Below are 23,404 nucleotides of genomic sequence, written 5' to 3'. Positions count from 1 at the left end.
GTGTGGTAACCCACATCTTGCCCGGAGGCCTTCATCTACCCCGCGTGTTCACAACCTGCCGGGGAAGTACAACTAGCCGGGCAGCTCGTCGCGGGTCCGAACGGCCCCGCAGTCAACCAGGACCGAACCGAGGGAGCCGAGCCCATGCAACGCGAACACCTCATGGAGATCGCCGGCGTCCGGCTGGACGTGCCGTCCTCCCAACCGGTGGTCGTGCTGCGCGAGGCCGCGGGGCGTCGTCACGTGCCCATCTGGGTCGGCACCAACGAGGCCACGTCGATCGTCTTTGCCGTGCAGGGCATCGAGCCGCCGCGTCCGCTGACCCATGACCTCTTGCTGGAGGTGGCCAAGACCTTCGGCCGGAACCTGGAGAAGGTGCGGATCCACACCGTGGAGGGCACCGTCTTCCACGCCGCGTTGGTCTTCGACGACGGATCCGTGGTGGACTCGCGGGCCTCGGACGCGATCGCCCTGGCTGCTCGCGTGGACTGCCCGGTGCTGTGTTCGGACGGTGTGCTCGAGGCGGCAGGTCTGGTCATGACCGGCGACGGTGAACTGCGCGAGGAGCGCCCTGACGCCGCAGCAGCGGGCGGTGCGGGGGACCAGGCCGGTGCCGAAGGTGCCGAACAAGAGGTCCGGCAGTTCCGGGACTTCCTGGACACGATCGACCCCGAAGACTTCTTGAAGTGATCTTGACCGCGTCCCCGCGCCCGTGGCGGGTCGGTTCGGAGCGTGTTTTCAGGCAACGGGCGGTCGACGGATCGAGGCCACGCCGATGCGACACGATCACGTTGGACGCCGAGGTCTTTGCTTACCGGCCCGCGCCCGTCTACCGTCACTTCCAAGTCGGTTCTTCCGTGTCCCGCGGCGCCGCTGACACCTCCCCGAACCGGGAGGACATGGAACGGCCTGCCAGGGAAGCTGGACCGACAACCCTCTGCTCTACACCACGATCTGCACATTCCGCTGTCCCTCCGGGGCGGCGCCCAAGGCCGGGAGGACCTGCGTGAAGGACACCGATCACGTCGATGCTCCGCTTGCCGAAGAACTGACACTGCCTGTTTTCACCTCACTCACCGGAGGAACGCAGGGGGTGCTCTTCGACGACGAGCGACAGGTGCTGGACGACACCGTCGGGTACCGCGGTGCCACGGCCTGCAAGGTCACGGGCATCACCTACCGCCAGCTCGACTACTGGGCCCGCACCGAGCTCGTGGAGCCCACGGTCCGCAGCGCCAAGGGATCGGGATCGCAGCGCCTCTACAGTTTCCGGGACATCGTGGTCCTCAAGATCGTGAAGCGTCTGCTGGACACCGGTGTGTCCCTGCAGCAGATCCGTTCGGCCGTCATCGCCCTGCGTGAACGCGGGATCGAGGACCTGGCCCAGCTGACCCTGATGAGCGACGGTGCCTCCGTCTACGAATGCACGTCCCAGGAAGAGGTCATCGACCTGGTCCAGGGCGGTCAGGGCGTGTTCGGCATCGCCGTCGGTCGCGTGTGGCGTGAGGTCGAAGGCAGCCTTGCGAGCCTCCCCGAAGCCAGCGGGGACGGCGAGGAGACGGAGTCCCCCGGGGACGAGCTCTCCGCACGGCGCGCCCGTCGCCAGAAGAACGTTTCCTGACCCCAACACGGCCACCCGCGGCCGCCGTCGTCGTTGTCCGACGACGGCGGCGTAGCGGGATCATTTCGCGCTGTTGACCAGCCCCCGCACGATCGTGGAGAAGCGCTGCGCCATATCCAGGGCGTCATCACCCGGCCACCGGTGAATCGGCCACGCCGCACCCTGCGCACGCTGCCAGACGGGGTGCTCCGGGATCACGGGATCCACCACCAGGTGTCCGAACAATTCGTTGAGTTCGCGGACCCGGTGCTGGTGCTCGGACGAGTCCATGTCGACCTTGTTGATCACCACGCCCGCGGAGTCCACAGCCCATCGGGAACCGCGTTCGAACTGGGCAATCGCGGTCATGGTGCGCTGCGTTCCCGCCACGGAGAACAGGGACGGCTCCGCGACGGACAGCACCTTGTCGGAAGCGGCCCAGGCCATGCGCGTCAAGGCGTTCAGATTGGGCGGGCAGTCCACCAGGACCAGGTCGTACCTGGACTCCAGCCCGGTCAGTGCGCGGCTCAACCGATCGAGTTCCGAGCCCTTGTAGGTTGCCCGGTCAAAGTGCGAGGACTGGGAGGAGCCCGGTGCCACGTCCAGGTTCCCGCGGGACCACGCCGGTGAATTCTCGACCTCCGGCCAGGGCGAGGCCACGGTGATGCCACCCAGCGCCCCCGCTTTGCCGCGTTTCGCCAGGACCCGACCGACGGTGCTCCGCGACGGAGCATGGACGCCGAGGCCCGTGGTCGCGTCGGCGTGCGGATCCAGGTCGACCACCAGGGTGCGGAGGCCGTTGTCGAGGGCCGCGGAGGCCAGGCCCAGGGCGACGGAGGATTTGCCGACTCCGCCTTTGAGGCTGGAGATGCTGACGATCTGCACGGTGTCCTTCGGGAGGTTTCGACGACGGGGGAGGCGGTCGCCAGTTTAGCCAGTAGCTGCAGATCAGACCGTGTGGCCGCCCCGGAGAGTCAGCGGATTTAGGATGATCGAATGCGCGCACACGACGTGATCATCATCGGATCCGGTTCGGGCAACTCCCTGCTCGGGCCCGACTACGAGGGCTTGGACGTTGCCATCATCGACGGCGGCACTTTCGGAGGCACCTGTCTGAACGTGGGCTGCATTCCCACCAAGATGTATGTCTACCCCGCCGAAGTCGTCCAGTCGGCACGGGAACTGGGTCCCCTCGGCGTGAGCCTCGACGCAGACGCGGCGGAGGTGGACTGGCCTGCGATCAGGGACCGCATCTTCGGGCGGATCGATGCGATCTCCGAAGGCGGCCTGGACTACCGGCGGTCCCTGCCCGACGTCACGGTGTACCAGGAGCATGTCCGCTTCACGGGGCCGAAGACCCTGGTCACGGACTCCGGGCAGGAACTGACGGCTCCCAAGATCGTGATCGCCTCCGGGTCGCGGGTCGAACTCCCGGATCTGCCCGGTGTGGATCTGCCGCAGGTGCACACCTCGGACACCGTGATGCGCCTGCCAGAGCGGCCTGCCCGCGTGGTGATCGTGGGCGGCGGCTACATCGCGGCCGAGTTCGCGCACATCTTCCACGGACTCGGCGCGCACGTGACGCAGTTGAACCGGTCCGAGCGCCTCCTTCGCGGACAGGACCGGGAGATCGCCGAGCGCTTCCGCGAAGCCGCGGAGAACCAGTGGGACCTGCACCTCGGCTGGACCCCGGAAGCGATCCTTCCTGAGGCCGACGGGACCGTCACCGTGCGCTCGACCCGCACCTCGCAGGACGACGGCGCCCCGGGGGACACCGGTCCGGGTGGGTCCGGATCTTCCGCCGGACAAGGCGACACACGAGAGGACGTGGCGGACGTCGTCCTGATGGCCACCGGACGTCGCCCCAACACGGACCTCTTGGATCCGGCGGCCGCCGGCCTGGGGGTCGACCAGGACAGTGGCCTGCTGCGGGTGGACGAGTACCAGCGGGTTCTCGACACGGATGGGAACGTCGTGGAAGGACTGTGGGCTCTCGGCGACATCTGCTCCCCGGCGCAGCTGAAGCACGTGGCCAATCACGAAGCGCGGGTCGTGGCGCACAACGTCGTCCACCCCGAGGACCCGGTGGCCGCGGACCACCGGTTCATCCCCGCCGCCGTGTTCACCCACCCGGAGATCGCCTCCGTCGGTCTCACGGAGGACCAGGCCAGGGAGGAACACGGACGCGTGGCCGTCAAGTCGCAGGCCTTCGGTGACGTGGCCTACGGGTGGGCCATGGAGGACCGGACCGGGATCTGCAAGGTGATTGCTGACCCGGCGACCGGCCAGCTGCTGGGTGCCCACCTGATCGGCGCGCACGCCTCCATCCTGATCCAGCCGTTGATCCAGGCCATGAGCACGGGACAGACCGTGCAAGAGATCGCCCGCGGTCAGTACTGGATCCACCCGTCGCTCACGGAAGTGGTCGAGAACGCCCTGCTGGGGCTGGAGCTGGACTGACCAGCGGGTGCGGGGCGTCAGGAGGTCGTCGCGGCCTGCTGCGGGGCGTCGTCGTCGCGGTCCTTGAGCACCCCTGCGATCAGGACCGAGATGAGGGCCACCAGGGGTACGGCCAGGATCGTCAGGCGCAGCCCGACGGCGTCGGAGACGGCGCCCACGAACGGCGACACACACAGGAAGGCCGCCCGCAGGAGCCAGCCCGCCAAGGTCAGGCCCGTGCCCGGGCGCAACCCCGGAACGGAATCGGCCGCGTGGAAGGCCGAGGGCACCAACGTGGCGCAGCCGAAGCCCGCCACCGCGAAGCCCACGACCGCCACCGCGGGCACCGGGGCCAACGCGACCACGCACAGCCCGACGGCGGACAGGGTTCCGCCGAGCTTCGCCATGCGGACGCGGCCGAACCGGTCGGTCATGCGGTCGCCCAGGAGGCGTCCGAGGAACTGAGCGGCCATCATGGCCACCAGCCCCATGCCCGCCAACGACGCCGGTGCGTCCAGCACACGGGCGAGCATCAGGGTGGACCAGTTCATCGCCAGGTCCTCGATCATGGCCCCGGCGATCGCGATGATCCCGATCAGGACCACGATCCCGATCGCACGGTTGCGTGAGGTCAGGCGCCCGGTGGTCGTGCTCGGCTCCGTGGAGGGGGCCTGGACGGCGGGGGCGTCGTCGGCAGGTTCCGGTGTGGCCCGGCCCTGCACCCGCTGGACGGCGCGGACCTCCTCAGGGGTGAGTGCGAAGCGCTGGCAGACCAGGGCCAGGACGGAGAACACGGCGCCGCTGACCCCCAGGTGCAGCGGCAGGGCAAGGCCGGCCCCCACGGCGGCGGAACCCATCACACCGCCCACCATGGCGCCCAGGCTCCACAGGGCGTGCATGGAATTGAGGATCGACCGGCCCATGGTCTTCTGGAGGTAGATGGCCTGGGCGTTCTGGGCGGTGTCCACGATCGCGTCGAGCACACCGGCCAGGACGATCGGCACGGCGTACAGCAGGAGCATCGCCGCACCTCCACCCACTGCCCCCACCGCACCCGCGGCGGCCACGAGCGCAGCCAACAGGACCGAACCGACGCCGGCCACCCGGGCCGAGCCGAAACGGCGCAGCAGCGGGGCCGGTGCCATTCCGGCGGCGATCGAACCGATCGGGAAGGCGATCACCAGCAGACCGTAGGCCGTGTCGGTCAGACCGAAGGCGTCCTTGATCTCCGGCATCCGGGGCAGCAGGTTGGCGAACACGGCACCGTTGACCAGGAAGAAGCCGGAGGCGGCGACGCGCGCGACGCGCAGGCGGGCGGGCGACGGCGAGGAACCGGCGGGACGTCGGGGAGCGTGCACTAAACGTCTCGCTCCGAGCCTCGGTCGCGCAGCTCGCGAAGGTCCTTCAGCTCTCGTACGTCCTTGAGCTCACGAAGTCTCTCCAAGGAGTTCTCGAACGAGGACTCCAGCTTGGCCAGGGTCTCGGACCCCTGCCTGACCGGGGGAGCGGGCCGCGAGTACAGATCCTCCACGACGTCGGCGAAGTCCCGCAGGATGTCGTCCCGGCGGAGTTTCAAGGACGGTGTGAGGTGCCCGGACTCCACGGTGAGGTCGGTCGGGAGGATCTCGAAGGCACGGATGCTCTCGGCGGTCGAGACCTTCCGGTTGGCCTGGTCGACGACTTCCTGAAGGTGGGCGACGACCTTGGGCTCCAGCGCAGCTTGAGCGGGAGTCAGGTTCCGGTCCAGGCCCAGGTGTTCCAAACGGTGCGGCAGCGTCTCCGGGTCCAGCGTGATCAGGGCGGCCACGAACTTACGTCCCTCACCCACGACCATGCACTGGCCCACCATGGCCGTGGCCCGGATGGGAGCCTCCAGCTGCTCCGGAATCACGTTCTTGCCGCCCGCCGTGACAATGATTTCCTTCTTGCGCCCGGTGATCCGCAGCAGCCCACGGTCGTCCATGGCGCCCAGGTCCCCCGTGGCAAACCACCCGTCCTGGAGGGCCTCGGCCGTGAGGTCGGGGCGGCCGTGGTAACAGGCCATGACGTGCGGACCCCTGACCTGGATCTCGTCGTCGTCGGCCAGACGGATCTCGTGGCCCGGAAGGGGCAGCCCCACGGTGCCCAACGCGTCCAGGGTGGGGGTGTTCGCCGCGATCGGCGCCGTGGTCTCGGTCAGCCCGTAGCCTTCGACGACGTAGACGCCGATCCCGTGGAAGAAGTGTGCCAGCGATTCGCTCAGGGCGGCGCCACCGGAGATCGCCCACCGGACGTCCCCACCCATCGCTTCGCGCAGTTTGGCGTAGACCAGTCGGTCGTAGAGGCGGTGCCGAGCCTCCAGCACCGGGTGAACGCGGCGGCCGACCTGCGCCCGGGACCACTTCTCACCCGTGGTGACGGCCCGGTTGAACAGCCACGACCGCAGCTTTCCGCCATCCTGGGCCCGCATGCGCGCCCCGATCACGATCTTCTCGAAAACGCGCGGGACCGCGAGGATGAAGGACGGGTGCACTCGTTGGAGATCCGTGGTCAGGTTCTTGACGTCCGCCGTGTGGGCGAGGATCACCCCGGAGTGCAGGGCCAGGACCTCGACCATCCGCGCGAACACGTGCGCCAGCGGCAGGAAGAGCACGGTCTTGGCCCCCGCGTGCACGACCTCCGCCAGATACGGCTGGACGTTCTCGCACAGGGAGATGAAGTTCCGATGGGTCAGCTCGCATCCCTTGGGCGGACCCGTGGTCCCGGAGGTGTAGACGATCGTCGCGGTGTCGTCCAGGGCCCGGGAGGTTCGTCGTCGTTCCAGGTCCTCGTCGGAGACCGTGCTGCCCAGGGCAACGAGCTCCGCCAAGGACGTGCCCGTGCCGTCCATGCGCCACACACGTTGCGCGGCCTCGAGCGGCTCGGTCGGCAGTGCGCTGCCCAACGCGTCCAGGCTCCCGTCCTGCAGTTCACGCGCGGTGTCGCGGACGGCGGTCTCCAGCTTCTCGTTCTCCACGAAGATCGCCCGAGCGCCGGAGTCCATGAGGTTCCAGGCGATCTGGGCGTGGGAGGAGGAGTCGTAGACCGGCACGGAGACCGCACCCGCCCACCACACGGCGAAATCGACCAACGTCCACTCGTAGCGCGTGCGTCCCAGAATGCCCACCCTGTCACCCGGTTCGATCCCGGCGGCCACCAGGCCCTTGGCCACGGCGATCACCTCCGCCCGGAAGTCGGAGGCGCGCACGGCAACACCGGGGCCCAGGGGAGGGAGACGTTCGTAGAGGACGGGGTCCGCCGGTGAGGTCGCCTGGCGCTGAAGCAGGTCGGTGATGCGGTCATGGGTCAGTCGCTCGACGAGTGCGGGGACCGATGCGCTGCGCACGGGGAGGCTCCTGGGAATGGTCGGGGCGGGCACGTCAAAGGGTTTTGTGGCGGCGGGGTCAGACCCTGGCGCCGTCGTCGTTCTCGTCGCGTTCCTCCGGCAGCCCACCGAGCAGGACGACGATCGCGGTGATCACGGCGGTCAGGCCCGGGAACCACAGCCACCACGGGAGCCCGTCGAGCAGGAGACCGAGTACGAGCAGCACCACGGGGACCACGGCGAGGACACTCCAGGCTGTCACGGCGCCCGGGCTCATGCCCGCCGTGACACGTCCGGGATCCGGAGGTTGCCAGTCCTCGTCGTCCTCCGGCAACGGCGCGTCTTGTCCGGGTGCGTCTTGTCCGGGGGCATCCGGTCCCGGTGCGTACTGCAGTTGAGATTCCTGGTCCGGTGCGTCCTGCTCCGGATCGCGCAGGTGACGCACGATCTCCTGCCAGGTCAGGTCGTCGGCCTCCGGGTCGCGTCGGGGCTCAGTCACGGTGGCCGTTCCCCTTCTGGGGCAGGGGCGTGCCCGTGATCGGGCAGATCCCGGAGGCCACCGCCGACACGAATCCCCGGGTGCGCGCGTTCACCGTCGGGGCGTCGTGGTCCAATGTCGCCACGTGGTAGCTGTTGGGCAGGATCACGGTCTCGACGGGCCCGCTGCACTCGCGCATGATGCGTTCGTGGGAGGGGTCGGAGACGATGTGGTCCTGGCGGGAACGCAGGACCAGGACCGGGGCCTCCACCCGTCCGAGCCCCCGGGTGGTCACCGCCATGAGCCGGTTCAGTTGCGCCACACCCGCCACGGGCGTGCGTTCGTAGGCGTGTTCGTTCGCCCCGGGCTTGGCGACGTCGTTGCCGATGCCCGGCGTGGAGCCGACGAACCTGCGCACCACGCCTGCCGTCCGTGCCGCACGATTGCGCAGGGACAGTGCCGGATTCACGACGACAACGCCGTCCACGTCCTGCGGTCGGGTCTCGGCCAGGCGCAGGGCCAACGCCCCGCCCATGGACAACCCGGCCACCACCACGCGTTCGTGGCGCTCGCGCAGGGCATCGAGTTCCCGTGCGGCGGCGGCGTACCAGTCCTGCCACGTGGTGTCGGCGAGGTCCTCCCAGGAGCCCTCGTGACCCGGGAGGGCCGGTGCGGACACGGAGTGCTCGGGGGTCAGGCTCAACGCCCAGTCACGAACGGAGTACACGGATCCCGTGAATCCATGCAGGACCAACACCCCGGCCCGAGACTGGCCCTCGACGGGGGTGGCGGGGACGGTGAATCCGATGCGTGGGTCCTGCTCCGACGGGAGCGCAGAATTCCCCGGATCAGGAGCGCTGAGTGTCATGCGGCAATGCTCTCATTGCCGGGCTCCGGACGGCGTCACATGACTCGCCTCCGCAGGGGGGTGAGTCCACCCGGAGCGCAACCCGTGTGTCGGTCCGGGCGGGGGCTCGCACATGAGATACTTCAGCGGAATCGCTCCACGGTTCCACCGCCGACTCCGCCAGAACTGGGCTCGGCGTCGTCATTTCGTCAGCCGGAGGAGTGCGGGCCACATGGTCTACATGTTCCTGAAGGACTGGGTGGTCGCCCCGTTCGTCAATTTGATCTTCCGCCCCAAGGTCGTGGGCGCGGAGAACGTCCCGACCAGTGGCCCGGCCATCCTGGCCAGCAATCATCTCTCCGCGGCGGATCACATCTTCATGCCGATCGCGGTCCAACGTCAGATCTTCTTCCTGGCCAAGTCCGAGTACTTCACGGGCAAGGGCCTCAAGGGGCGGGTGGTCGGAGAGTTCTTCCGCGCCATCAACCAAATCCCCATGGACCGCTCCGGCGGCAAGAAGTCCGCGGCGTCGCTGTCCGCGGGCGGCAAGAAGCTGGCCGAAGGGGAGCTGCTGGGGATCTACCCCGAAGGCACCCGCTCGCACGACGGGCGGCTCTACAAGGGCAAGATCGGTGTGGCCAAGCTGGTCCTCGAATCCGGCGCACCTGTGGTTCCCATCGCCATGATCGGCACGGACGTCGTACAGCCCCTGGGCACCCCGTTCCCCGCCCCGTGGCGGCAGAAGAACGGTTTCCGCGTGACCACGATCTTCGGTGAGCCCCTTGACTTCTCGGACCTGCGGCAGCGCTCCGACGAACGAGAGGTGGCCCGTCGGATCACCGACGAGATCGTCGAGGCGATCCAGAAGCTCTCCGACCAGGAGTACGTGGACGCCTACGCCGCCGACGTCAAGCGGAAGTTGGCGAAGGACCCCGGCACCGGCCGGTGACCGGCCGATCTCCTGGACGCATGCGCCCGTCGGCAGTGCGGGCCGGGACGGTGGCGAACGGGTCCACCGCACTGCGGTAGCGTAGAACCGCGCGCCAGGAGCGCGCCGAGGCGCAGGACACCGCGGCCCGAAGGCCGCAACAAAGCAAGGACACATCACCGTGACTCAGGTTTCCGTAGACACCGCACAACTGCCGTTCCAGCCGGGCCCCAAGCCCACCGCTGAGACGTACGGGCTGGACCAGTGGCGGGACCTGAACATCGACCAGCAGCCCACATGGAGCGAACACCCGGACTTCGCGGCCAGCATCAAGGAACTCTCCACCGTCCCCCCGCTGGTGTTCGCCGGCGAGGTCGACACTCTCAAGGCCCGTCTGGCCGAGGTCGCCGAAGGACGCGCGTTCTTCCTCCAGGGCGGCGACTGCGCGGAGACCTTCGAGGGCGCCACCGCGGACAAGATCACCGCCCGGGTCAAGACCCTCCTGCAGATGGCGGCCGTCCTGACCTACGGCGCGTCCATGCCGGTCGTCAAGATGGGGCGCATGGCCGGGCAGTTCTCCAAGCCGCGGTCCTCGAACGACGAGACCCGTGAGGGCGTGACCCTCCCGACTTTCCGCGGCGAGATGGTCAACGGCTTCGACTTCACCGAGGAAGCCCGTGTCCACGACCCCAAGCGCATGGTTCGCGGCTACCACACGTCGGCGTCGACCTTGAACCTGATCCGTGCGTTCACGGGCGGTGGATTCGCCGACCTGCGGCACGTCCACTCGTGGAACATGGGCTTCGCCTCCAACCCGGCTCACTCGCGGTACGAATCCATGGCGCGGGAGATCGACCGGGCCGTGAAGTTCATGGAGGCCTGCGGCGCCGATTTCGACGGCCTCAAGACCACCGAACTGTTCACGGGCCACGAGGCACTGTTGCTCGACTACGAACGGGCTCTGACACGCATCGACTCCCGCACGCACCGCCCCTACGGGACCTCGGGCCACTTCCTGTGGATCGGTGAGCGCACCCGTGGGCTCGACGACGCCCACGTGGACCTACTCTCCCGCCTGCAGAACCCCATCGGCGTCAAGCTCGGCCCGAGCACCACGCCCGAGGACGCCCTGGCACTGATCGACAAACTCGATCCGGAGCGCGAACCCGGTCGCCTGACCTTCATCACCCGCATGGGCGCGACCAAGATCCGGGAGAACCTCCCGCGGGTCGTGGAAGCGGTCGAAGGCTCCGGGGCCAAGGTCGTGTGGGTGTCCGACCCCATGCACGGCAACACCGTGTCCACCCCGTCGGGGTTCAAGACCCGCAACTTCGACGACGTCGTGGACGAGGTCCGCGGGTTCTTCGAGGTCCATCAGGCCATCGGGTCCCACCCCGGTGGGTTGCACGTGGAGATGACCGGCGACGACGTCGCGGAGTGCCTAGGGGGTGCCACCGCGGTGGAGGAAGCGCACTTCGCCGACCGGTACGAGACGCTGTGCGATCCGCGCCTGAACCACATGCAGTCCCTGGAAATCGCGTTCCTGGTGGCGGGCTACCTGGCCCGGGAGCACTGAGCGGCGAAGGCTCCGGCAGCCTCGGTGGCCGTGGCTGCCGGGGGCTGCGGCGGGCTCAGATGACCTGAAGCGTGATCGTCGTCCCGTCCTGGGACTGACTGATCACGCGTCCCATCCGGGCCCCGGCGACGTCCTCCCGCTCGACCGTGAAGCCGAGGTCTTCCAACTCTGAGGTGGCGTCCTCCACGGTCGAGCCCACCACGCTGGGAACTTCCGTGGGTTCCGACCCCGCCGACAGGGTGAGGTCCACGGAGGAGCCTTCCTCCACCTGCGTGCTCTCGGCCGGCGACGCCGAGAGCACCGTGCCCTCGGGGGAGTCCGAAAACTCCGTGGCAACACTGCCCGCGGACAGTCCGGCCTCGTCCAGCCGGGACCTCGCTTCGTCCTCGGTCAGACCCTCGAGCGAGGGTACGGACACCTGGGCGGGACCGCTGGACACCAGCACGGAGACCTGCTCGCCCACACGCATTTCCGTGCCCTCATCGGGTGTCGTGCCGATGACGGTTCCGGCGGCGACCTCCGCATTGGCCTCCTCGTAGACGCGGATGTTGCCGAAGCCCTCGTCCTCGATCATCGTCTGGGCCTGCTCGGAGGACGTGCCCTGGACCGTGGGGACCACCGCTGTTCGGAAGCTTCCCGAGCCCAGCAGCCAGCCCAGGAACGCTACCAGAGCGACCAGCAGGGCCGTGACGGCCAGCGAGACCACCACCGTGAGGGCGGGGAACCGGATGAGGTGCACGGTGGGTCGGGTCGGATCCGAGGACGGCGTCTCCACCAGCCGCCCCGATTCGTCGAGAGTCGGGGAGCCGGAACCGCGCAGCGTGGTCGCGAGTGTTCCCCAGGCAGACCTGCCAGGAGCGCCGCCGGAGGACGTGCTCGTCGCACCGCTTCCGGCAGCCCCACTGCTGCCGTCCCCGCCACGCGTGTGCCCGGGGGCCGCTGCAGGGGCGGAGCCCGTCGTGAGATCGGTGATGTCCGTCGTGTCGTCGAACATGCCCAACTGCCCGTGCGCGTACCCACCGGGCCTGCGGCTGCCGGGCCGCTCGGCTGCGCCCACGGAGGACGCCGTGGCACCGGCCGTAGCACCGGCCGAGGCAACGGCCGAAACCGGTCCTGGTCCCGCATTCGTCCGGTCGGCCGGGAGCGCCTCCGTGGCCGGGCCCTGCGCGGTGCCGGATGCGGCATCGGAGGCGGTGGTGGCCGGGAGCGCTTCCGTGGCGGGTCCCTGCGCAGCGTTGGCGGCTGCGGCCGGCAGCGCCTCGGTGGCGGCGTCGTCGGTGACCAGGGGTCCCTCGCTCCGGAGTTCCTCGACCGGGCCGGTCGCGGGGGCGGAATCGGGCAGCACGGAGGCGCCAGGGTCCTCCAGGACCGGTGCGATCGGCCCCGGGCCCTGCTCCCACCCGACGGGAACGTGATGCAGCGCGGTGGGATCGAGAGTGGTGGCCAACTGCCCCAGCTGGACCACCATGCCCGCCGCGTCGTCCGGCCGGTCACCGGGAGCCTTGGCCGTCCACTGCCGGACGACGGAGGCGATCTCGGGAGCCAACCCGGAGACCACACCGGAGAGATCAGGAACCGAGTCCTCGGCGTGGGCACGGGCCAGCATCCAGGGGTTGCCCTGGAAGGGCCGCTTCCCGGCCAGCATTTCCCACGCCATGATCCCCACGGAGTACACGTCCGAGCGGGCGTCCACCGGTTCTTCCTTGACCAGCTCCGGTGCCGCGTAGGCCACCGTGCCAAGAACGGGCCCGGTGGCGGTGTGCTGATCCGCACCCCGAGACAGACCGAAGTCCGCGACCTTGACCGTGCCGTCGGGTCGCATGAGGACGTTCTCGGGCTTCATGTCCCGGTGGACCAGGCCCGCGGCGTGGGCACTGGCCAGGCCGGCCAGCAGCGGCCGGAGCACCTGGAACATCTGATCGGGGGTCAGGAACCGCTTGCGGTTGAGGACGTCGCGCAAGGTGCCGCCCTCCACGAACTCCATGACCAGGAACACCAGGCCGTCGTCGGTCCGGCCCTGGTCCAGCACCGCCACCACGTTGGGGTGCGACAACTGCGCGGCCGCTCGTGCTTCCCGGGCGAATCGCCCCACGAAATCGGGGTCCTCCGTCAAATGGGGGTGCATGATCTTGACCGCCACCGTGCGGTCCAGACGTTCGTCCACGGCACGGTAGACACCACCCGTGCCACCGCGGGCCATCCGTGGCCCCACGGTGTACCGGCCGTCCAGCACCATGCCGGTCAGGTGGTCTTCGTGAGAACTTTGCACATGACAACCCTAAGACAGGGTGCTCGTGGCGAGCTCGAAGGATGCGTACCTGTGACCACATTCAGCGCGAACGTGCAGGTTGGCTCCGCAGGTCAGTGGCCGCCGGTGGTCAGCTCCAGAGCTTGAGCTTGGACTTGACGTCGGACACGTAGTCCTTGGTGTCCGAGTACATGCCGTACTCGCGGACGCCGTGCAGGCCCTGGTAGTACGCACCGATCGCCTCGTCCTGACCGTCCGCCCGTTCCGAGTTGGCCCGGATGATGGCGACGCCCGCCGTGATGTTGTCCTGCGGGTCCATGAGGTCCAGGTCGCGGCCCACCAGGGACTCTGCCCATTCGCCCGCCGAAGGGACCACCTGCATGGTGCCGATCGCGTTGGCGGGGGAGACCACCTGGTGGTTGAATCCCGACTCCTGCTGCGCGTGGGCCAGCGCCAATGCGGGGTCGACGCCCATCTCCTGCGCGGTCGAACGGACCATGGCCTGGATGTCCTCGGCCGGGACCGCCGGTCGTTCGCGCAGCTGTTCCAGGCTCCTGTTGGCGGCTGCCACGGTGGCGTCGTCGTAGTCGTATCCGGGGAAGTTGTTGCGGACCTCGTCCGCATCCGCGTCCCCGCCGTCGTCCTTGCCCGTCCGGGCTTGAGAATCCGTGTGCGCGGTCCGGGCGGCGGTGCCCTGGTCCGTCGGCGCGGCCTTCGGCTCGGACCGTTCCCGGGAGACCGGCGCTGCAGTCGCGGGTGCTGCCGGGATCTGCAGGACCTGGCCCGGTCGCAGTCCCGCACTCAAGTCGAGGTCGTTGGTCTCGATGATCTGGGCCACGGTGACGTCATGGCGCAGCGCGAGGTCCCAGAGGGAGTCACCGGCGGTGACCTCGTGTCGCACGGAGTCAGCGGCGTCGCCCTTGGGCGACGCGGGCGCAGGGGAGGCGCTGTGCCCAGCTGGTTCGGGAGAGGCGGCGGCATCGGCCTGCACCCGTTCAGGGGGACGGTCTTCTCCGCGCTGCGACTTGGCCTCCGGTTCGCTCAGGCGCAGGTGCTGACCGGGTGTTAGTGCGGCGTCTCCCGAGAGGTCGTTGAGTTCCATGAGCTCTTCGACGGAGATGCCGTTGGTCGTGGCCACGGACCACAGCGAGTCGCCCGGCATGACGGTCCGAACGGGCCCATCGGGGCGGGACTCGTTGTGCGTCGGCGTGGGGTGCTCGGCGGCCGGCTGACCGTGGGCGGCCGGTGCTCCGGTCAGTCCCAGTGCGGCCAAGGCCGCCATGGTTGTCGCCGTTCGTGCGGCGGCGAGCTTGTGGGGGCGTGACGAAGTGTCCGCGGCCGGGGTGCCGTCGTGCGGAACCTGGCCCTCGTTGGTGCGGTGCATCGAGATGACCTCGGGGGGACTTGGGGAACGACCAGGGGGAAGTTCTGGCCGCGGCCCCGAGGCTACCCGGCTGAATCCCCTCCGACGAGCAGGAGGGCACGCGAGTCGCCCATGAGTCGGACGGGACACACAGGCACCCGAGGGCGCGTCTTGTGCATCGGACCTGCGCTCGTGGCACTCTGATGGCGTGAAGAAGTCCACGCATCAAGAAGCCGATCCCACCCCCGAACAGTTCGCCCAGTTGTCGGCGCTGGTCGAGGAATGGACCACCATCCCCGACATCGCCGAAGCCCTGGACGTGATCGTGACCCGAGTCCACGCCCTGGTCGACGACGGGGCCGTCCTGGCCTTCCGTGACCCGACGGACGGGGTGCGGCGGATTCCCGCGATCTTCACAGTGGACGGCAAGCCGCTCGATTCGCTGCGTGGAACGATCTCCGTCCTTCGCGACGCCGGATTCTCGGATCTTGAGTCCGCCCTCTGGCTGCTCACACCCGATGAGTCACTGCCGGGACGGCCCGTGGACCTCCTGCGTGCCGGACGCAAGACGGAGGTGCGTCGGCGCGCCCAGGCCATGGCCTGGTGACGTCAGCGGTCCCGTCGGACCGCCGCCTGCGCAATGGTTCGGAAGGCCGTGCGGACCACCGGACCCACGGGTAGTTGGTCGAGTGCCTCGAACGTGTCCGCGGTCAACCGCTCCACCAGGTCCTCCGTGGCCGTGAGGGCGCCGCTGCGCCGTAGCGCCTCCTGCGCAGCTCGGACCTGGACCTCCGAGAGGTCCTGCTGACCCAGCGAGTTGGCGACGACCTCGGCATCCGCCCGGTCGGCCCGTTCGAAGTGCAACCCGATGACGACCGTGCGCTTCCCTTCGCGCAGGTCGTCACCGGCGGGTTTGCCCGTGGTCGCGGGGTCCCCGAAGACTCCGAGGACGTCGTCGCGCACTTGGAAGGCCTCCCCGAGGGGCAACGCGAAGGCGCGGCCAGCGCGCACGAGGTCGGGATCACCCCCGGCCAACAACATGCCCAGGGCAACGGGGTGTTCGGCCGAGTACTTCGCGGACTTGTACCGCAGGACGTCCAGTGCGCGCTGAACCGCCTGGTCCCGGGGTACATCGGGCCCGGCGACCTCAGCGTGGATGTCGAGGTACTGCCCGATCATGACCTCGGTGCGCATCGTGGCGAAGTCCTCGGCGGCCCCCGACGGATGCCCTGCGTGTTCCACGGCCAGGTTGAACAGTTGCTCCGACCAGGTCAGTGCCAGGTCCCCGGTCAGGATCGCGGCCGAGGAACCGAAGTGCGCGGGGTCCTGTTCCCACCGCCGCTCAGTGTGCAGTGAGGAGAAGCGTTCATGCGTGCTCGGCATGCCGCGTCGGGTGGCCGACCGGTCGATCACGTCGTCGTGGATCAACGCCGCGGTCTGGAACAGTTCAAGCGCGGCGGCAGCTTCGAGCGGAACCGTGGAATCAGCGGCTTTGCCGGCTGCGCGCCACCCCCAGTACAACAACTGTGCCCGCAGCCGTTTGCCGCCCGTCGACAGCGCCGAGATGGACTCGACCAGGGGAACCGCGGCCTCGGAGATGTCTGCGGCTCCCGCGGATTGCTGCTGGAACCAGGTGTCCAGCGTTCGCGTCAGTCCGGCCAGGAAGGCCTGGGTCTCGGCCTGCACCGTTGCGGTGTCTGCCGGGGATGCGATGCTGTCGTGAGACACGGCGGCTCCTTGTCGGTACGTGACCGTACGCGCTGCGGGTGGCTCGGTGGTGCTTGACCAACCGGCCTGATGATCGGCGTACCGGATTCAGCGTAGACGAGCCGCGCGGGACAACGGTGCACCGGACCGCGGCTGCCCGGGAACGCGGGTAGTGGTGGGTGTCGACGGGCGGGGCGAGTGGGACGAGCGGAAGGAGGCCCTGAATGAATGAGAGAGAGCTGGCCTCCTGGCGCCGTACCGCGATCATGCACGTGGACATGGACATGTTCTTCGTCGCCGTGGAGCTGCTCGAGCATCCCGAACTCGTGGGGCGTCCGGTCATCGTGGCCGCGCAGTCCAACCGGTCCGTGGTCCTGTCGGCTTCCTACGAGGCCCGTGCCTTCGGCGTCCGGTCCGGAATGCCGCTTGCCCGAGCCCGAGCGCTGTGCCCGCAGGGGACGGTGCTGACACCGCATTACGGGGTGTACCCGCGCTATTCACGGGCCGTCATGGACCTGTTCCACGAGATCACTGATCGGGTCGAACAGATCAGCGTGGACGAAGCGTTCCTGGACGTGTCCGGGGCGGTCCGCCGACTAGGGCCACCCGTACACATCGCCCGCGAGCTGCGTCGAAGGATCCGGGCGGCCACCAGCCTGACGGCCTCCGTGGGAATCGGCTCCACCAAGACCGTGGCCAAGATCGCCTCCACGCGTTCCAAACCGGACGGATTGTTGCTCGTGGACCATGACGACTCGGTGGCCTTTCTGGCCCAACTGCCCGTCAGCGCGCTCTGGGGAGTGGGTCAGAAGACCGCCCAGATCCTTCAGACGGCCGGCTACAACCACGTCGGCGATCTTGCGGCCCAGAGTCCCGCAACCCTGGCCAGACTCCTCGGCCCGGCCGCCGGAGCTCACCTGCACGCCTTGGCCAACGGCCATGACCCCCGTCCCGTCACGCCGGTGCGGGAGGAAAAAAGCCTCGGTGCGGAGGGAACCTTCGAGGAGGACGTCACGGATCTGGTGACGCTGCGCAGGGAACTGCTCGGCCTGTCCCACAGGACCGCAGCGCGGCTGCGCTCCCACCGACTCCGAGCCCGTCGGATCGGGTTGAAGCTTCGGTGGTCGGACTTCTCGACGATCTCGCGCTCGCGCACAGTGGAGCATCCGTTCGCCTCCGGACACGACCTGTTCCACCACGCCAACGAACTCCTGGCACAGGAACTGCCCCTGGCCGCCCCCGTACGTCTGATCGGGGTCCGCGCGGAGTCCCTCGAGGACGACGACACTGCGGTGCAACTGAGCCTGGACGGCCGCGAGGAGCACTGGGCCGCAGTGGAATCCGCCATGGACCAGGCCCGCGCCCGGTTCGGCGACGTCGGGCTGGGCCCGGCATCGATGCTCGGCCACAAAGGCACGGGTCACCGCCGACAGGACAGCGAACCGACGTGACACGCAACCCCACAGTCCATAAGGAGCCTGACAATTTTCTCCACACTGTCTGCGCGACATTTCTTCCGCCGTTCCCGACGGGTAGGCTAGTGAGTACATCACCCGACGGCGTAAGATTCCCTTCCCCCGCGTACATCGGGCCCCAACAGCCATAGGAGGGACGTCGTGGCTCTATCCGAGCGAGAGCAACAGCTGCTGGCGCAACTCGAACAGCAGCTCAATGCTGACGACCCCCAGTTCGCGAGCCACATGGATGCGCGGCCGGTTCGCCCCACGTTCTCCACGAGGGCCGTCGTCCTCGGAGTCGTCTTGGGCGTGGTCGGCCTTGCCGTGGTGCTCGGCGGCGTCATGCTCAAGTCGGTGCTGATCGGCGTCGCGGGATTCCTGATCATGTCCCTCGGGGTCTACTGGGCGAGTACCCGTGGGTCGGGCAAGCCCCGCGGGGAGGTCCGCGGGAATCCCGCACCCGACGCGGGACCCGCGCCCAAGGCGGCCAAGCCGTCGTCGAACTTCATGCGCAATCTCGAAGACCGGTGGGACGAGCGCCGCTCCAGCGGCCCCTGAGTCGCTTGCGCCCCACTCGATGCGAGTTGGCTTGGATCGCAGCTGAAACCCCGGACCTCACGGTCCGGGGTTTCGTCGTGTCTGGCGATCCTCGCGTTCCGTGAACAGGCGATCGAAGAGGTTTGGGCCCACCCCCTCCACTTCGCTCCCCACGCCACTCCACTTTCATCCCTCGTCCGCCGTTGTGCTCGACGCGACGCCTGTGACATGCGGAAACGTTGGAAGGGCTGGGGGTGATGGGGTGTGAGTGCGTCGCACGCCGGTCCCATACGGGGCCTGAATTCGCCGATTTGGGTTGACCGGGGAGGGAAGTGGAGTAAAGTGGGGGCCGAAGAGAGAAACAGGAGGATCCTCGTCGAACCAAGGTGGTGTGCATGTTCCTCGGGACGTACTCACCGCGCCTGGATGAGAAGGGGCGCCTGATCCTTCCCGCCAAGTTCCGTGACGAACTGGCAGAGGGACTGGTGCTCACGCGAGGCCAGGAGCGCTGCATCTACGTGTTCAGCGCCACGGAGTTCGAAAAGGTCCACGAGCAGATGAGGGCGGCACCGCTGTCCTCCAAGCAGGCCCGTGACTACATCCGCGTGTTTCTCTCGGGTGCCTCTGACGAGGTGCCGGACAAGCAGGGCCGAGTGACCATCCCGACCCCGCTTCGTCAGTACGCAGGTCTTGATCGTGAACTGGCCGTCGTCGGTGCAGGTTCGCGAGCTGAGATCTGGGACGCCCAGGCCTGGGAGTCGTATCTGGCGGAGCAGGAATCAGCGTTCTCCGACACGGAGGACGAAGTGATTCCGGGGCTGTTCTGAACGGCCACCTGTGCGTCCCCGGTAGGTAACCGAATAGCTGTCGATGTACGCGGTTGAACACCGCATCGGGATCTCCGCGGCGAGATCTCCACCCGCACCGCCGTCACCGTCCTGACTCACCTTCCCCTGAGCCAGGCCGGATTCGAGGGACGGCCAGCGGGCGGGGTTCTGGTCACGTAGCTCACGGTGCGGTGTTCGTCATTGACCAGCCTGTCGCCAGTAAGCTGACCCTGCCGAAAAACCCGCATGCAATGGCGCGTGCCCCAGATTCTCAAGCCAGCTGCACGAAGGAGCAGACATGTCGGACGCACCGCGCCCCACGTCGCAGCGACACGTGCCCGTCCTGCTCGAACAGTGCATCGAGCTGTTGGCTCCCGGGCTGGAGCGGGAGCACCCCGTGGCGGTGGACGCGACCCTGGGCATGGGCGGCCATTCCGAAGCGATTCTGCAGCGCTTTCCGGACATCACCCTGATCGGTGTGGACCGGGACCCCGCCGCACTGGAATTGGCAACGGCCCGCCTGGCCCCGTTCGGTGACAGGTTCCGACCGGTCCACATGACCTACGACCGGATCCCCGAGGCCCTGGAGAGCGCCGGATTCGATCATGCCGACGGGATCCTGTTCGACCTCGGCGTCTCCTCCATGCAGCTCGACGAGCGGGAACGTGGCTTCGCCTATTCCTATGACGCGCCCTTGGACATGCGCATGGATTCCACCGCGCCCTTGACCGCGCGAGAGGTCCTGTCCACGTATTCGGAGAACGATCTCCGCCGGATTCTGCGTGACTGGGGCGAGGAACGCTTTGCCGGCCGCATCGCCCGAGCCGTCGTCGCCGCCCGCTCGGAGCACGAGCTGACCACGACCGGCCAGCTCGTGGAGGTCGTGCGTTCGGCCGTTCCGATGGCGGCCCAGCACAAGAAGGGGCACCCGGCCAAACAGACGTTCCAGGCGCTGCGGATCGAGGTCAACCAGGAACTGGACGTCTTGAACCGGGCCGTCCCGCGTGCCCTGGACGCGCTGAGCGTGGGGGGACGGGTGGTGGCCATGAGTTACCACTCGCTCGAGGACAAGATCGTCAAGAGAGAGTTGGCCGCCCGCTCCGTTTCGACGGCGCCCAAGGGGCTCCCGGTGGAACTCGAGGAGCACAAGCCCACGTTCAAGGTCCTGACCCGGGGCACCCACACCCCGACTCCCCGGGAGATCGAGGCGAACCCGCGTGCGGCCTCCGCCCGCTTGCGTGCCGCGGAACGCATCCGCGGGGACCACGGCCGCGTGGGTCGACGTCGAAGTGGGGCGTCGGTATGAAGTTTGGTTCGTCGAAACGGTCGACCTCACGGCCAGGCCTGGGCGGGTTGCTCGCCCGGATCCCGGAACCGCGAGCGGCAGTGGCCGGTGGTGCGGCCGCGGTGCGGCGACGCCGGTGGTCCCGGTTCATGCCTCCGGTCATCGCCATGCTCGCGATCATCGCCACCCTGGCCGGGATTCTGGTGCTGAACATCAAGGTCAGTGACGGGCAGTATCGACTGGTCGAGCTGCGCGCCCAGGAACGCTCCCTGGCGCAGGAGGCCGAAGCCCTCAATCAGGATCTGGAGTTCTACCAGGCGCCGCAGAACCTGGCGGTGTCGGCCCGGGACGAGGGCATGGTGCCCTCCACCTCTGAGGGCGTTGTGGATCTCAACTCCGGTGAGGTCAGCGGCGATCCCGTCCCGGCAGCCGAATCCGAGGACGACGAGATCCTCGTGGACCAACCCGTTCAGCGCGGCTCAGCTGCGGCCGATCGTGCTGCGGCCATCGCCCGCGAGCGTCGCGACGCGCTGCCCAATTCCCAGTCCGAGGCCGACGAGCAACTCGGGGCCGCCAATGAGGCCGAAGGCGACGTCGACCTCAACGGTGGGTCCATCCCGGCACCGCAACAACGCAAGCCCTCGGGCCAGACGGCATCCCCTTCTCCGAGCGGAGAGACGAATCAGGAAGCCGGCCAGCCCGGAACCGACCAGAACACAGACCAGAACGACGAGCAGAACGCCGACCAAGGCGCCAATGCTCAGGACAGCAATGCTCAGGACGGGGGCGCGCAATGAGCGACACACCCCAGCCGCCTTCGGACAACCCTGACCGGCACAGTGACTCCAGCGGATTCGCGCGCCTCACCAGCCGCCGCGAGTTCGTCGTCCTGCTGATCGGTCTTGCCTCCCTGGTTCTACTGGCGCTTCGCCTGGTCTGGGTCCAGGGCCTCGACCTGAGCGGGCGCGCGGCCAATGCCGAAAACGATCGGTTGCGGCACGAGGCACTTCCCGCGTTGCGGGGCGAGATCCTGGACCGCAACGGCTCGGTGTTGGCCCGCAGCATCCAGCGCTACGACATCGCGGTGGACCAGACACTCGTGGCGGACGTGACCGTGCGCCACCCGGACGGGACCTCGGAGACCACCACCGTCCTGGACGCGATCCGGAAACTGGCGGACATCCTCCACGTCAAGGACGACGACGTGAAAAACGCGCTGGACGGGGATGCCAACTTCGAATACCTGTACCGGGCGGCCACACCGGAGCAGTGGAACTCGATCCAAGATCTGCAACTGGGCTTCGTCACGGCTGAGCCCGTGTCCCAGCGCAGCTACCCGAACGGGCCTCTGGGGGGTTCAGTGGTCGGGTTCATCGGGGGCGACGACGAAGCCCTGGCCGGCATCGAGCTCTCCCAGGACGAGGTCCTGCGGGGGGAGGACGGCAGCCGGGTGTTCGAGATCAGCGCCGATGGCGTGCGCATTCCAGTGGCCCCGCACGACGAAACCCTGCCCGTTGACGGATCGAGCGTGCAGCTGACCCTCGATCGCGACGTCCAGTACTACGCGCAGGAGGCCGTGGCGGCCCGGGCCAAGGAACTCGACGCGGAATGGGGGACCGCGGTGGTGCTCCGGGTCTCGGACGGCACCGTCCTGGCACTGGCCGACTCGTCGATGGTCGACCCCAACGAACCCGGCCGAACCGATGACGAAGGCGACTACTCCCCCCGCGCGGTCGCGGCCGCCGTCGAACCGGGTTCGACCCAGAAGACCCTGACCGCAGCCGCCGCGATCAACGAGGGCAAGATCGAACCCCTCAGCGAAGTGCCGGTGCCCGCAGAACTGACGATCGACGGTCAGACGTTCACGGACGCCTTCAACCACGGTGCGGAGGACAGGACGTTTGCGGGCGTGATCGCGGACTCCATGAACACCGGGACCGTGGAGGTGGGCAGCAAGCTCAGCGCGGAGCAGCGCCACAGCTGGCTCAAGAAATTCGGGGTTGGGGACGTGACCGGCATCGAGATCCCCGGTGAGACCCCGGGCTTGCTGGCGGACTGGACCGCGTGGGACGACCGCCAGCAGTACACCGTGCTCTTCGGCCAGGGCGTGTCCCAGTCGCCCCTGCGCACAGCTACGATCTTCCAGACCATGGGCAACGACGGCGTGCGCATCGAACCGCGCATCCTCCAAGCCGTGATCGACACCGAGGGGAACCGCACGGAGTCGGAGGCAGCCGAACCGGTGCGGGTGGTCTCGGCTGAAACGGCTCAGAAGGTGCGCGAGATCCTGGAGAGCGTGGTCACAGTCGGCGGTGCGCCCGAAGCGGCCGTGGACGGTTACCGGGTCGGTGGCAAGTCCGGTACGGCCGAAGCACCGGGAGAGCAGGGCGGCTACGACGGGTTCACGACCTCCTTCGCGGGGATCGGCCCGATCGAGGACCCCCAGTACGTGGTGGCCGTGACCCTGCAACGGCCCCAGGGCGACGTCCGTGAGATCGGCGCGGCAGGAGTGTTCAGCGAAATCATGGGCCAGGTGCTGAAGCACTACGGCGTGAGCCCGTCCGACAGCGAGCCGGAAGGGCTGCCCAAGTTCTTCGGAAAGGACGAGGGACGCAACGAGGATCCCGGTCAGACCTGACCGGTCGCGGTCGGGCTCCGGGAAGAACGCTCGGAGGGAAATGGTGGGGCGCGCTCACTGCTGCGCCGCGCACCCGACCGGGGTCGCTAGACTCGGCTGCAGTCCGCAACGGTACTTCCCCGCCGTTTTGC

Annotated in this window: 20 protein-coding genes; 12 read left to right on the top strand and 8 right to left on the bottom strand. The window is 68.4% G+C overall.

From position 1 onward, the window contains the following. Positions 1-144: 144 nt before the first annotated feature. The gene (locus GWK18_RS02270; protein WP_166832912.1) at positions 145-690 is read left to right on the top strand and encodes a bifunctional nuclease family protein; all 546 of its coding nucleotides are present in this window, start codon (positions 145-147) and stop codon (positions 688-690) included. 358 nt (positions 691-1,048) lie between these two features. Further along, positions 1,049-1,621 carry a MerR family transcriptional regulator gene (locus GWK18_RS02265; RefSeq protein WP_166832943.1) on the top strand — a complete coding sequence of 191 codons (573 nt, stop codon included), beginning with the start codon at positions 1,049-1,051 and terminating at the stop codon, positions 1,619-1,621. A 60-nt stretch (positions 1,622-1,681) separates the two neighbouring features. Here GWK18_RS02265 and GWK18_RS02260 read toward each other — a convergent pair whose 3' ends face one another. Next, positions 1,682-2,485: a ParA family protein gene (locus GWK18_RS02260; protein ID WP_166832910.1), complete on the bottom strand. Its 804-nt coding sequence runs from the start codon at positions 2,483-2,485 to the stop codon at positions 1,682-1,684. 111 nt (positions 2,486-2,596) lie between these two features. On the opposite strand from GWK18_RS02260, the gene GWK18_RS02255 reads away from it, so the two are divergent. Continuing rightward, complete coding sequence (locus GWK18_RS02255) at positions 2,597-4,060, top strand: mycothione reductase (protein ID WP_166832908.1); 1,464 nt, start codon at positions 2,597-2,599, stop codon at positions 4,058-4,060. Between the two features lie 17 nt (positions 4,061-4,077). Here the strand turns inward: GWK18_RS02255 and GWK18_RS02250 are convergent, their stop codons facing one another. The 4 genes from GWK18_RS02250 to GWK18_RS02235 are packed head-to-tail and all read right to left on the bottom strand — an operon-like array spanning position 4,078 to position 8,728. Continuing rightward, a complete protein-coding gene (locus GWK18_RS02250; RefSeq protein ID WP_166832906.1) occupies positions 4,078-5,397 on the bottom strand; it encodes an MFS transporter in 1,320 nt (439 codons plus the stop codon). Further along, positions 5,397-7,403, bottom strand: a complete 2,007-nt coding sequence (locus tag GWK18_RS02245) for a long-chain fatty acid--CoA ligase (RefSeq protein WP_166832904.1) — start codon at positions 7,401-7,403, stop codon at positions 5,397-5,399. The genes GWK18_RS02250 and GWK18_RS02245 overlap by 1 nt, the downstream gene beginning before the upstream one ends. Positions 7,404-7,461: 58 nt before the next feature. After that, positions 7,462-7,881 (bottom strand): hypothetical protein, encoded by a 420-nt coding sequence (locus GWK18_RS02240; protein WP_166832902.1) that lies wholly within the window; start codon positions 7,879-7,881, stop codon positions 7,462-7,464. Beyond that, complete coding sequence (locus GWK18_RS02235; RefSeq protein WP_166832900.1) at positions 7,874-8,728, bottom strand: alpha/beta fold hydrolase; 855 nt, start codon at positions 8,726-8,728, stop codon at positions 7,874-7,876. Before GWK18_RS02235 ends, GWK18_RS02240 begins: the two co-directional genes overlap by 8 nt. Positions 8,729-8,939: 211 nt before the next feature. Between GWK18_RS02235 and GWK18_RS02230 the strand changes: the two genes are divergently transcribed. Together GWK18_RS02230 and GWK18_RS02225 are read left to right on the top strand one after the other, a co-directional pair. Then, positions 8,940-9,656 carry a lysophospholipid acyltransferase family protein gene (locus GWK18_RS02230; protein WP_166832898.1) on the top strand — a complete coding sequence of 239 codons (717 nt, stop codon included), beginning with the start codon at positions 8,940-8,942 and terminating at the stop codon, positions 9,654-9,656. A gap of 190 nt (positions 9,657-9,846) precedes the next feature. Continuing rightward, a complete protein-coding gene (locus tag GWK18_RS02225) occupies positions 9,847-11,211 on the top strand; it encodes a 3-deoxy-7-phosphoheptulonate synthase class II (protein ID WP_166832941.1) in 1,365 nt (454 codons plus the stop codon). Positions 11,212-11,266: 55 nt separating this feature from the next. On the opposite strand, the gene GWK18_RS02220 is transcribed toward GWK18_RS02225, so the two are convergent. Both GWK18_RS02220 and GWK18_RS02215 read right to left on the bottom strand, forming a co-directional pair. Further along, the gene (locus tag GWK18_RS02220; protein ID WP_166832896.1) at positions 11,267-13,480 is read right to left on the bottom strand and encodes a PASTA domain-containing protein; all 2,214 of its coding nucleotides are present in this window, start codon (positions 13,478-13,480) and stop codon (positions 11,267-11,269) included. A gap of 109 nt (positions 13,481-13,589) precedes the next feature. Then, entirely contained in the window at positions 13,590-14,843 is a 1,254-nt protein-coding gene (locus GWK18_RS02215) for a lytic transglycosylase domain-containing protein (RefSeq protein ID WP_166832894.1), read from the bottom strand. 187 nt (positions 14,844-15,030) lie between these two features. Here GWK18_RS02215 and GWK18_RS02210 point away from each other — a divergent pair, with 187 nt between their 5' ends. Then, on the top strand, positions 15,031-15,429 hold the full coding sequence (locus GWK18_RS02210) for an Rv2175c family DNA-binding protein (RefSeq protein WP_166832892.1): 399 nt from the start codon (positions 15,031-15,033) through the stop codon (positions 15,427-15,429). 2 nt (positions 15,430-15,431) lie between these two features. Here GWK18_RS02210 and GWK18_RS02205 read toward each other — a convergent pair whose 3' ends face one another. Further along, positions 15,432-16,550 (bottom strand): polyprenyl synthetase family protein, encoded by a 1,119-nt coding sequence (locus tag GWK18_RS02205; RefSeq protein WP_348535803.1) that lies wholly within the window; start codon positions 16,548-16,550, stop codon positions 15,432-15,434. A 203-nt stretch (positions 16,551-16,753) separates the two neighbouring features. Here GWK18_RS02205 and dinB point away from each other — a divergent pair, with 203 nt between their 5' ends. From dinB to GWK18_RS02175, 6 genes are all read left to right on the top strand, one after another. Then, a complete protein-coding gene (dinB, locus tag GWK18_RS02200) occupies positions 16,754-17,980 on the top strand; it encodes a DNA polymerase IV (protein ID WP_166832890.1) in 1,227 nt (408 codons plus the stop codon). 165 nt (positions 17,981-18,145) lie between these two features. Continuing rightward, positions 18,146-18,544, top strand: coding sequence for a DUF3040 domain-containing protein (locus tag GWK18_RS02195; protein WP_123824582.1), 399 nt, complete (start codon positions 18,146-18,148; stop codon positions 18,542-18,544). A gap of 374 nt (positions 18,545-18,918) precedes the next feature. Then, positions 18,919-19,350: a division/cell wall cluster transcriptional repressor MraZ gene (gene mraZ, locus GWK18_RS02190; RefSeq protein ID WP_123824581.1), complete on the top strand. Its 432-nt coding sequence runs from the start codon at positions 18,919-18,921 to the stop codon at positions 19,348-19,350. A gap of 298 nt (positions 19,351-19,648) precedes the next feature. Continuing rightward, entirely contained in the window at positions 19,649-20,656 is a 1,008-nt protein-coding gene (gene rsmH / locus GWK18_RS02185; RefSeq protein ID WP_166832888.1) for a 16S rRNA (cytosine(1402)-N(4))-methyltransferase RsmH, read from the top strand. A gap of 128 nt (positions 20,657-20,784) precedes the next feature. Then, positions 20,785-21,432 (top strand): hypothetical protein, encoded by a 648-nt coding sequence (locus tag GWK18_RS02180; protein ID WP_166832886.1) that lies wholly within the window; start codon positions 20,785-20,787, stop codon positions 21,430-21,432. Further along, complete coding sequence (locus GWK18_RS02175) at positions 21,429-23,273, top strand: penicillin-binding protein 2 (protein WP_166832884.1); 1,845 nt, start codon at positions 21,429-21,431, stop codon at positions 23,271-23,273. The genes GWK18_RS02180 and GWK18_RS02175 overlap by 4 nt, the downstream gene beginning before the upstream one ends. Positions 23,274-23,404: the final 131 nt, after the last annotated feature.

The sequence above is a fragment of the Kocuria sp. JC486 genome, assembly GCF_011602805.1.
Lineage (GTDB): Bacteria > Actinomycetota > Actinomycetes > Actinomycetales > Micrococcaceae > Kocuria > Kocuria soli.
This window is presented reverse-complemented; position numbering and strand designations above follow the sequence as displayed.

Excerpts from the sequence above, each read along its gene's own strand:
- GWK18_RS02270 (WP_166832912.1), top strand. The coding sequence starts at position 145 with ATGCAACGCGAACACCTCATGGAGATCGCCGGCGTCCGGCTGGACGTG.
- GWK18_RS02255 (WP_166832908.1), top strand. The coding sequence starts at position 2,597 with ATGCGCGCACACGACGTGATCATCATCGGATCCGGTTCGGGCAACTCC.
- GWK18_RS02235 (WP_166832900.1), bottom strand. The coding sequence starts at position 8,728 with ATGACACTCAGCGCTCCTGATCCGGGGAATTCTGCGCTCCCGTCGGAG.
- GWK18_RS02230 (WP_166832898.1), top strand. The coding sequence starts at position 8,940 with ATGGTCTACATGTTCCTGAAGGACTGGGTGGTCGCCCCGTTCGTCAAT.
- GWK18_RS02215 (WP_166832894.1), bottom strand. The coding sequence starts at position 14,843 with ATGCACCGCACCAACGAGGGCCAGGTTCCGCACGACGGCACCCCGGCC.
- dinB (WP_166832890.1), top strand. The coding sequence starts at position 16,754 with ATGAATGAGAGAGAGCTGGCCTCCTGGCGCCGTACCGCGATCATGCAC.
- mraZ (WP_123824581.1), top strand. The coding sequence starts at position 18,919 with ATGTTCCTCGGGACGTACTCACCGCGCCTGGATGAGAAGGGGCGCCTG.
- rsmH (WP_166832888.1), top strand. The coding sequence starts at position 19,649 with ATGTCGGACGCACCGCGCCCCACGTCGCAGCGACACGTGCCCGTCCTG.
- GWK18_RS02180 (WP_166832886.1), top strand. The coding sequence starts at position 20,785 with ATGCCTCCGGTCATCGCCATGCTCGCGATCATCGCCACCCTGGCCGGG.
- GWK18_RS02175 (WP_166832884.1), top strand. The coding sequence starts at position 21,429 with ATGAGCGACACACCCCAGCCGCCTTCGGACAACCCTGACCGGCACAGT.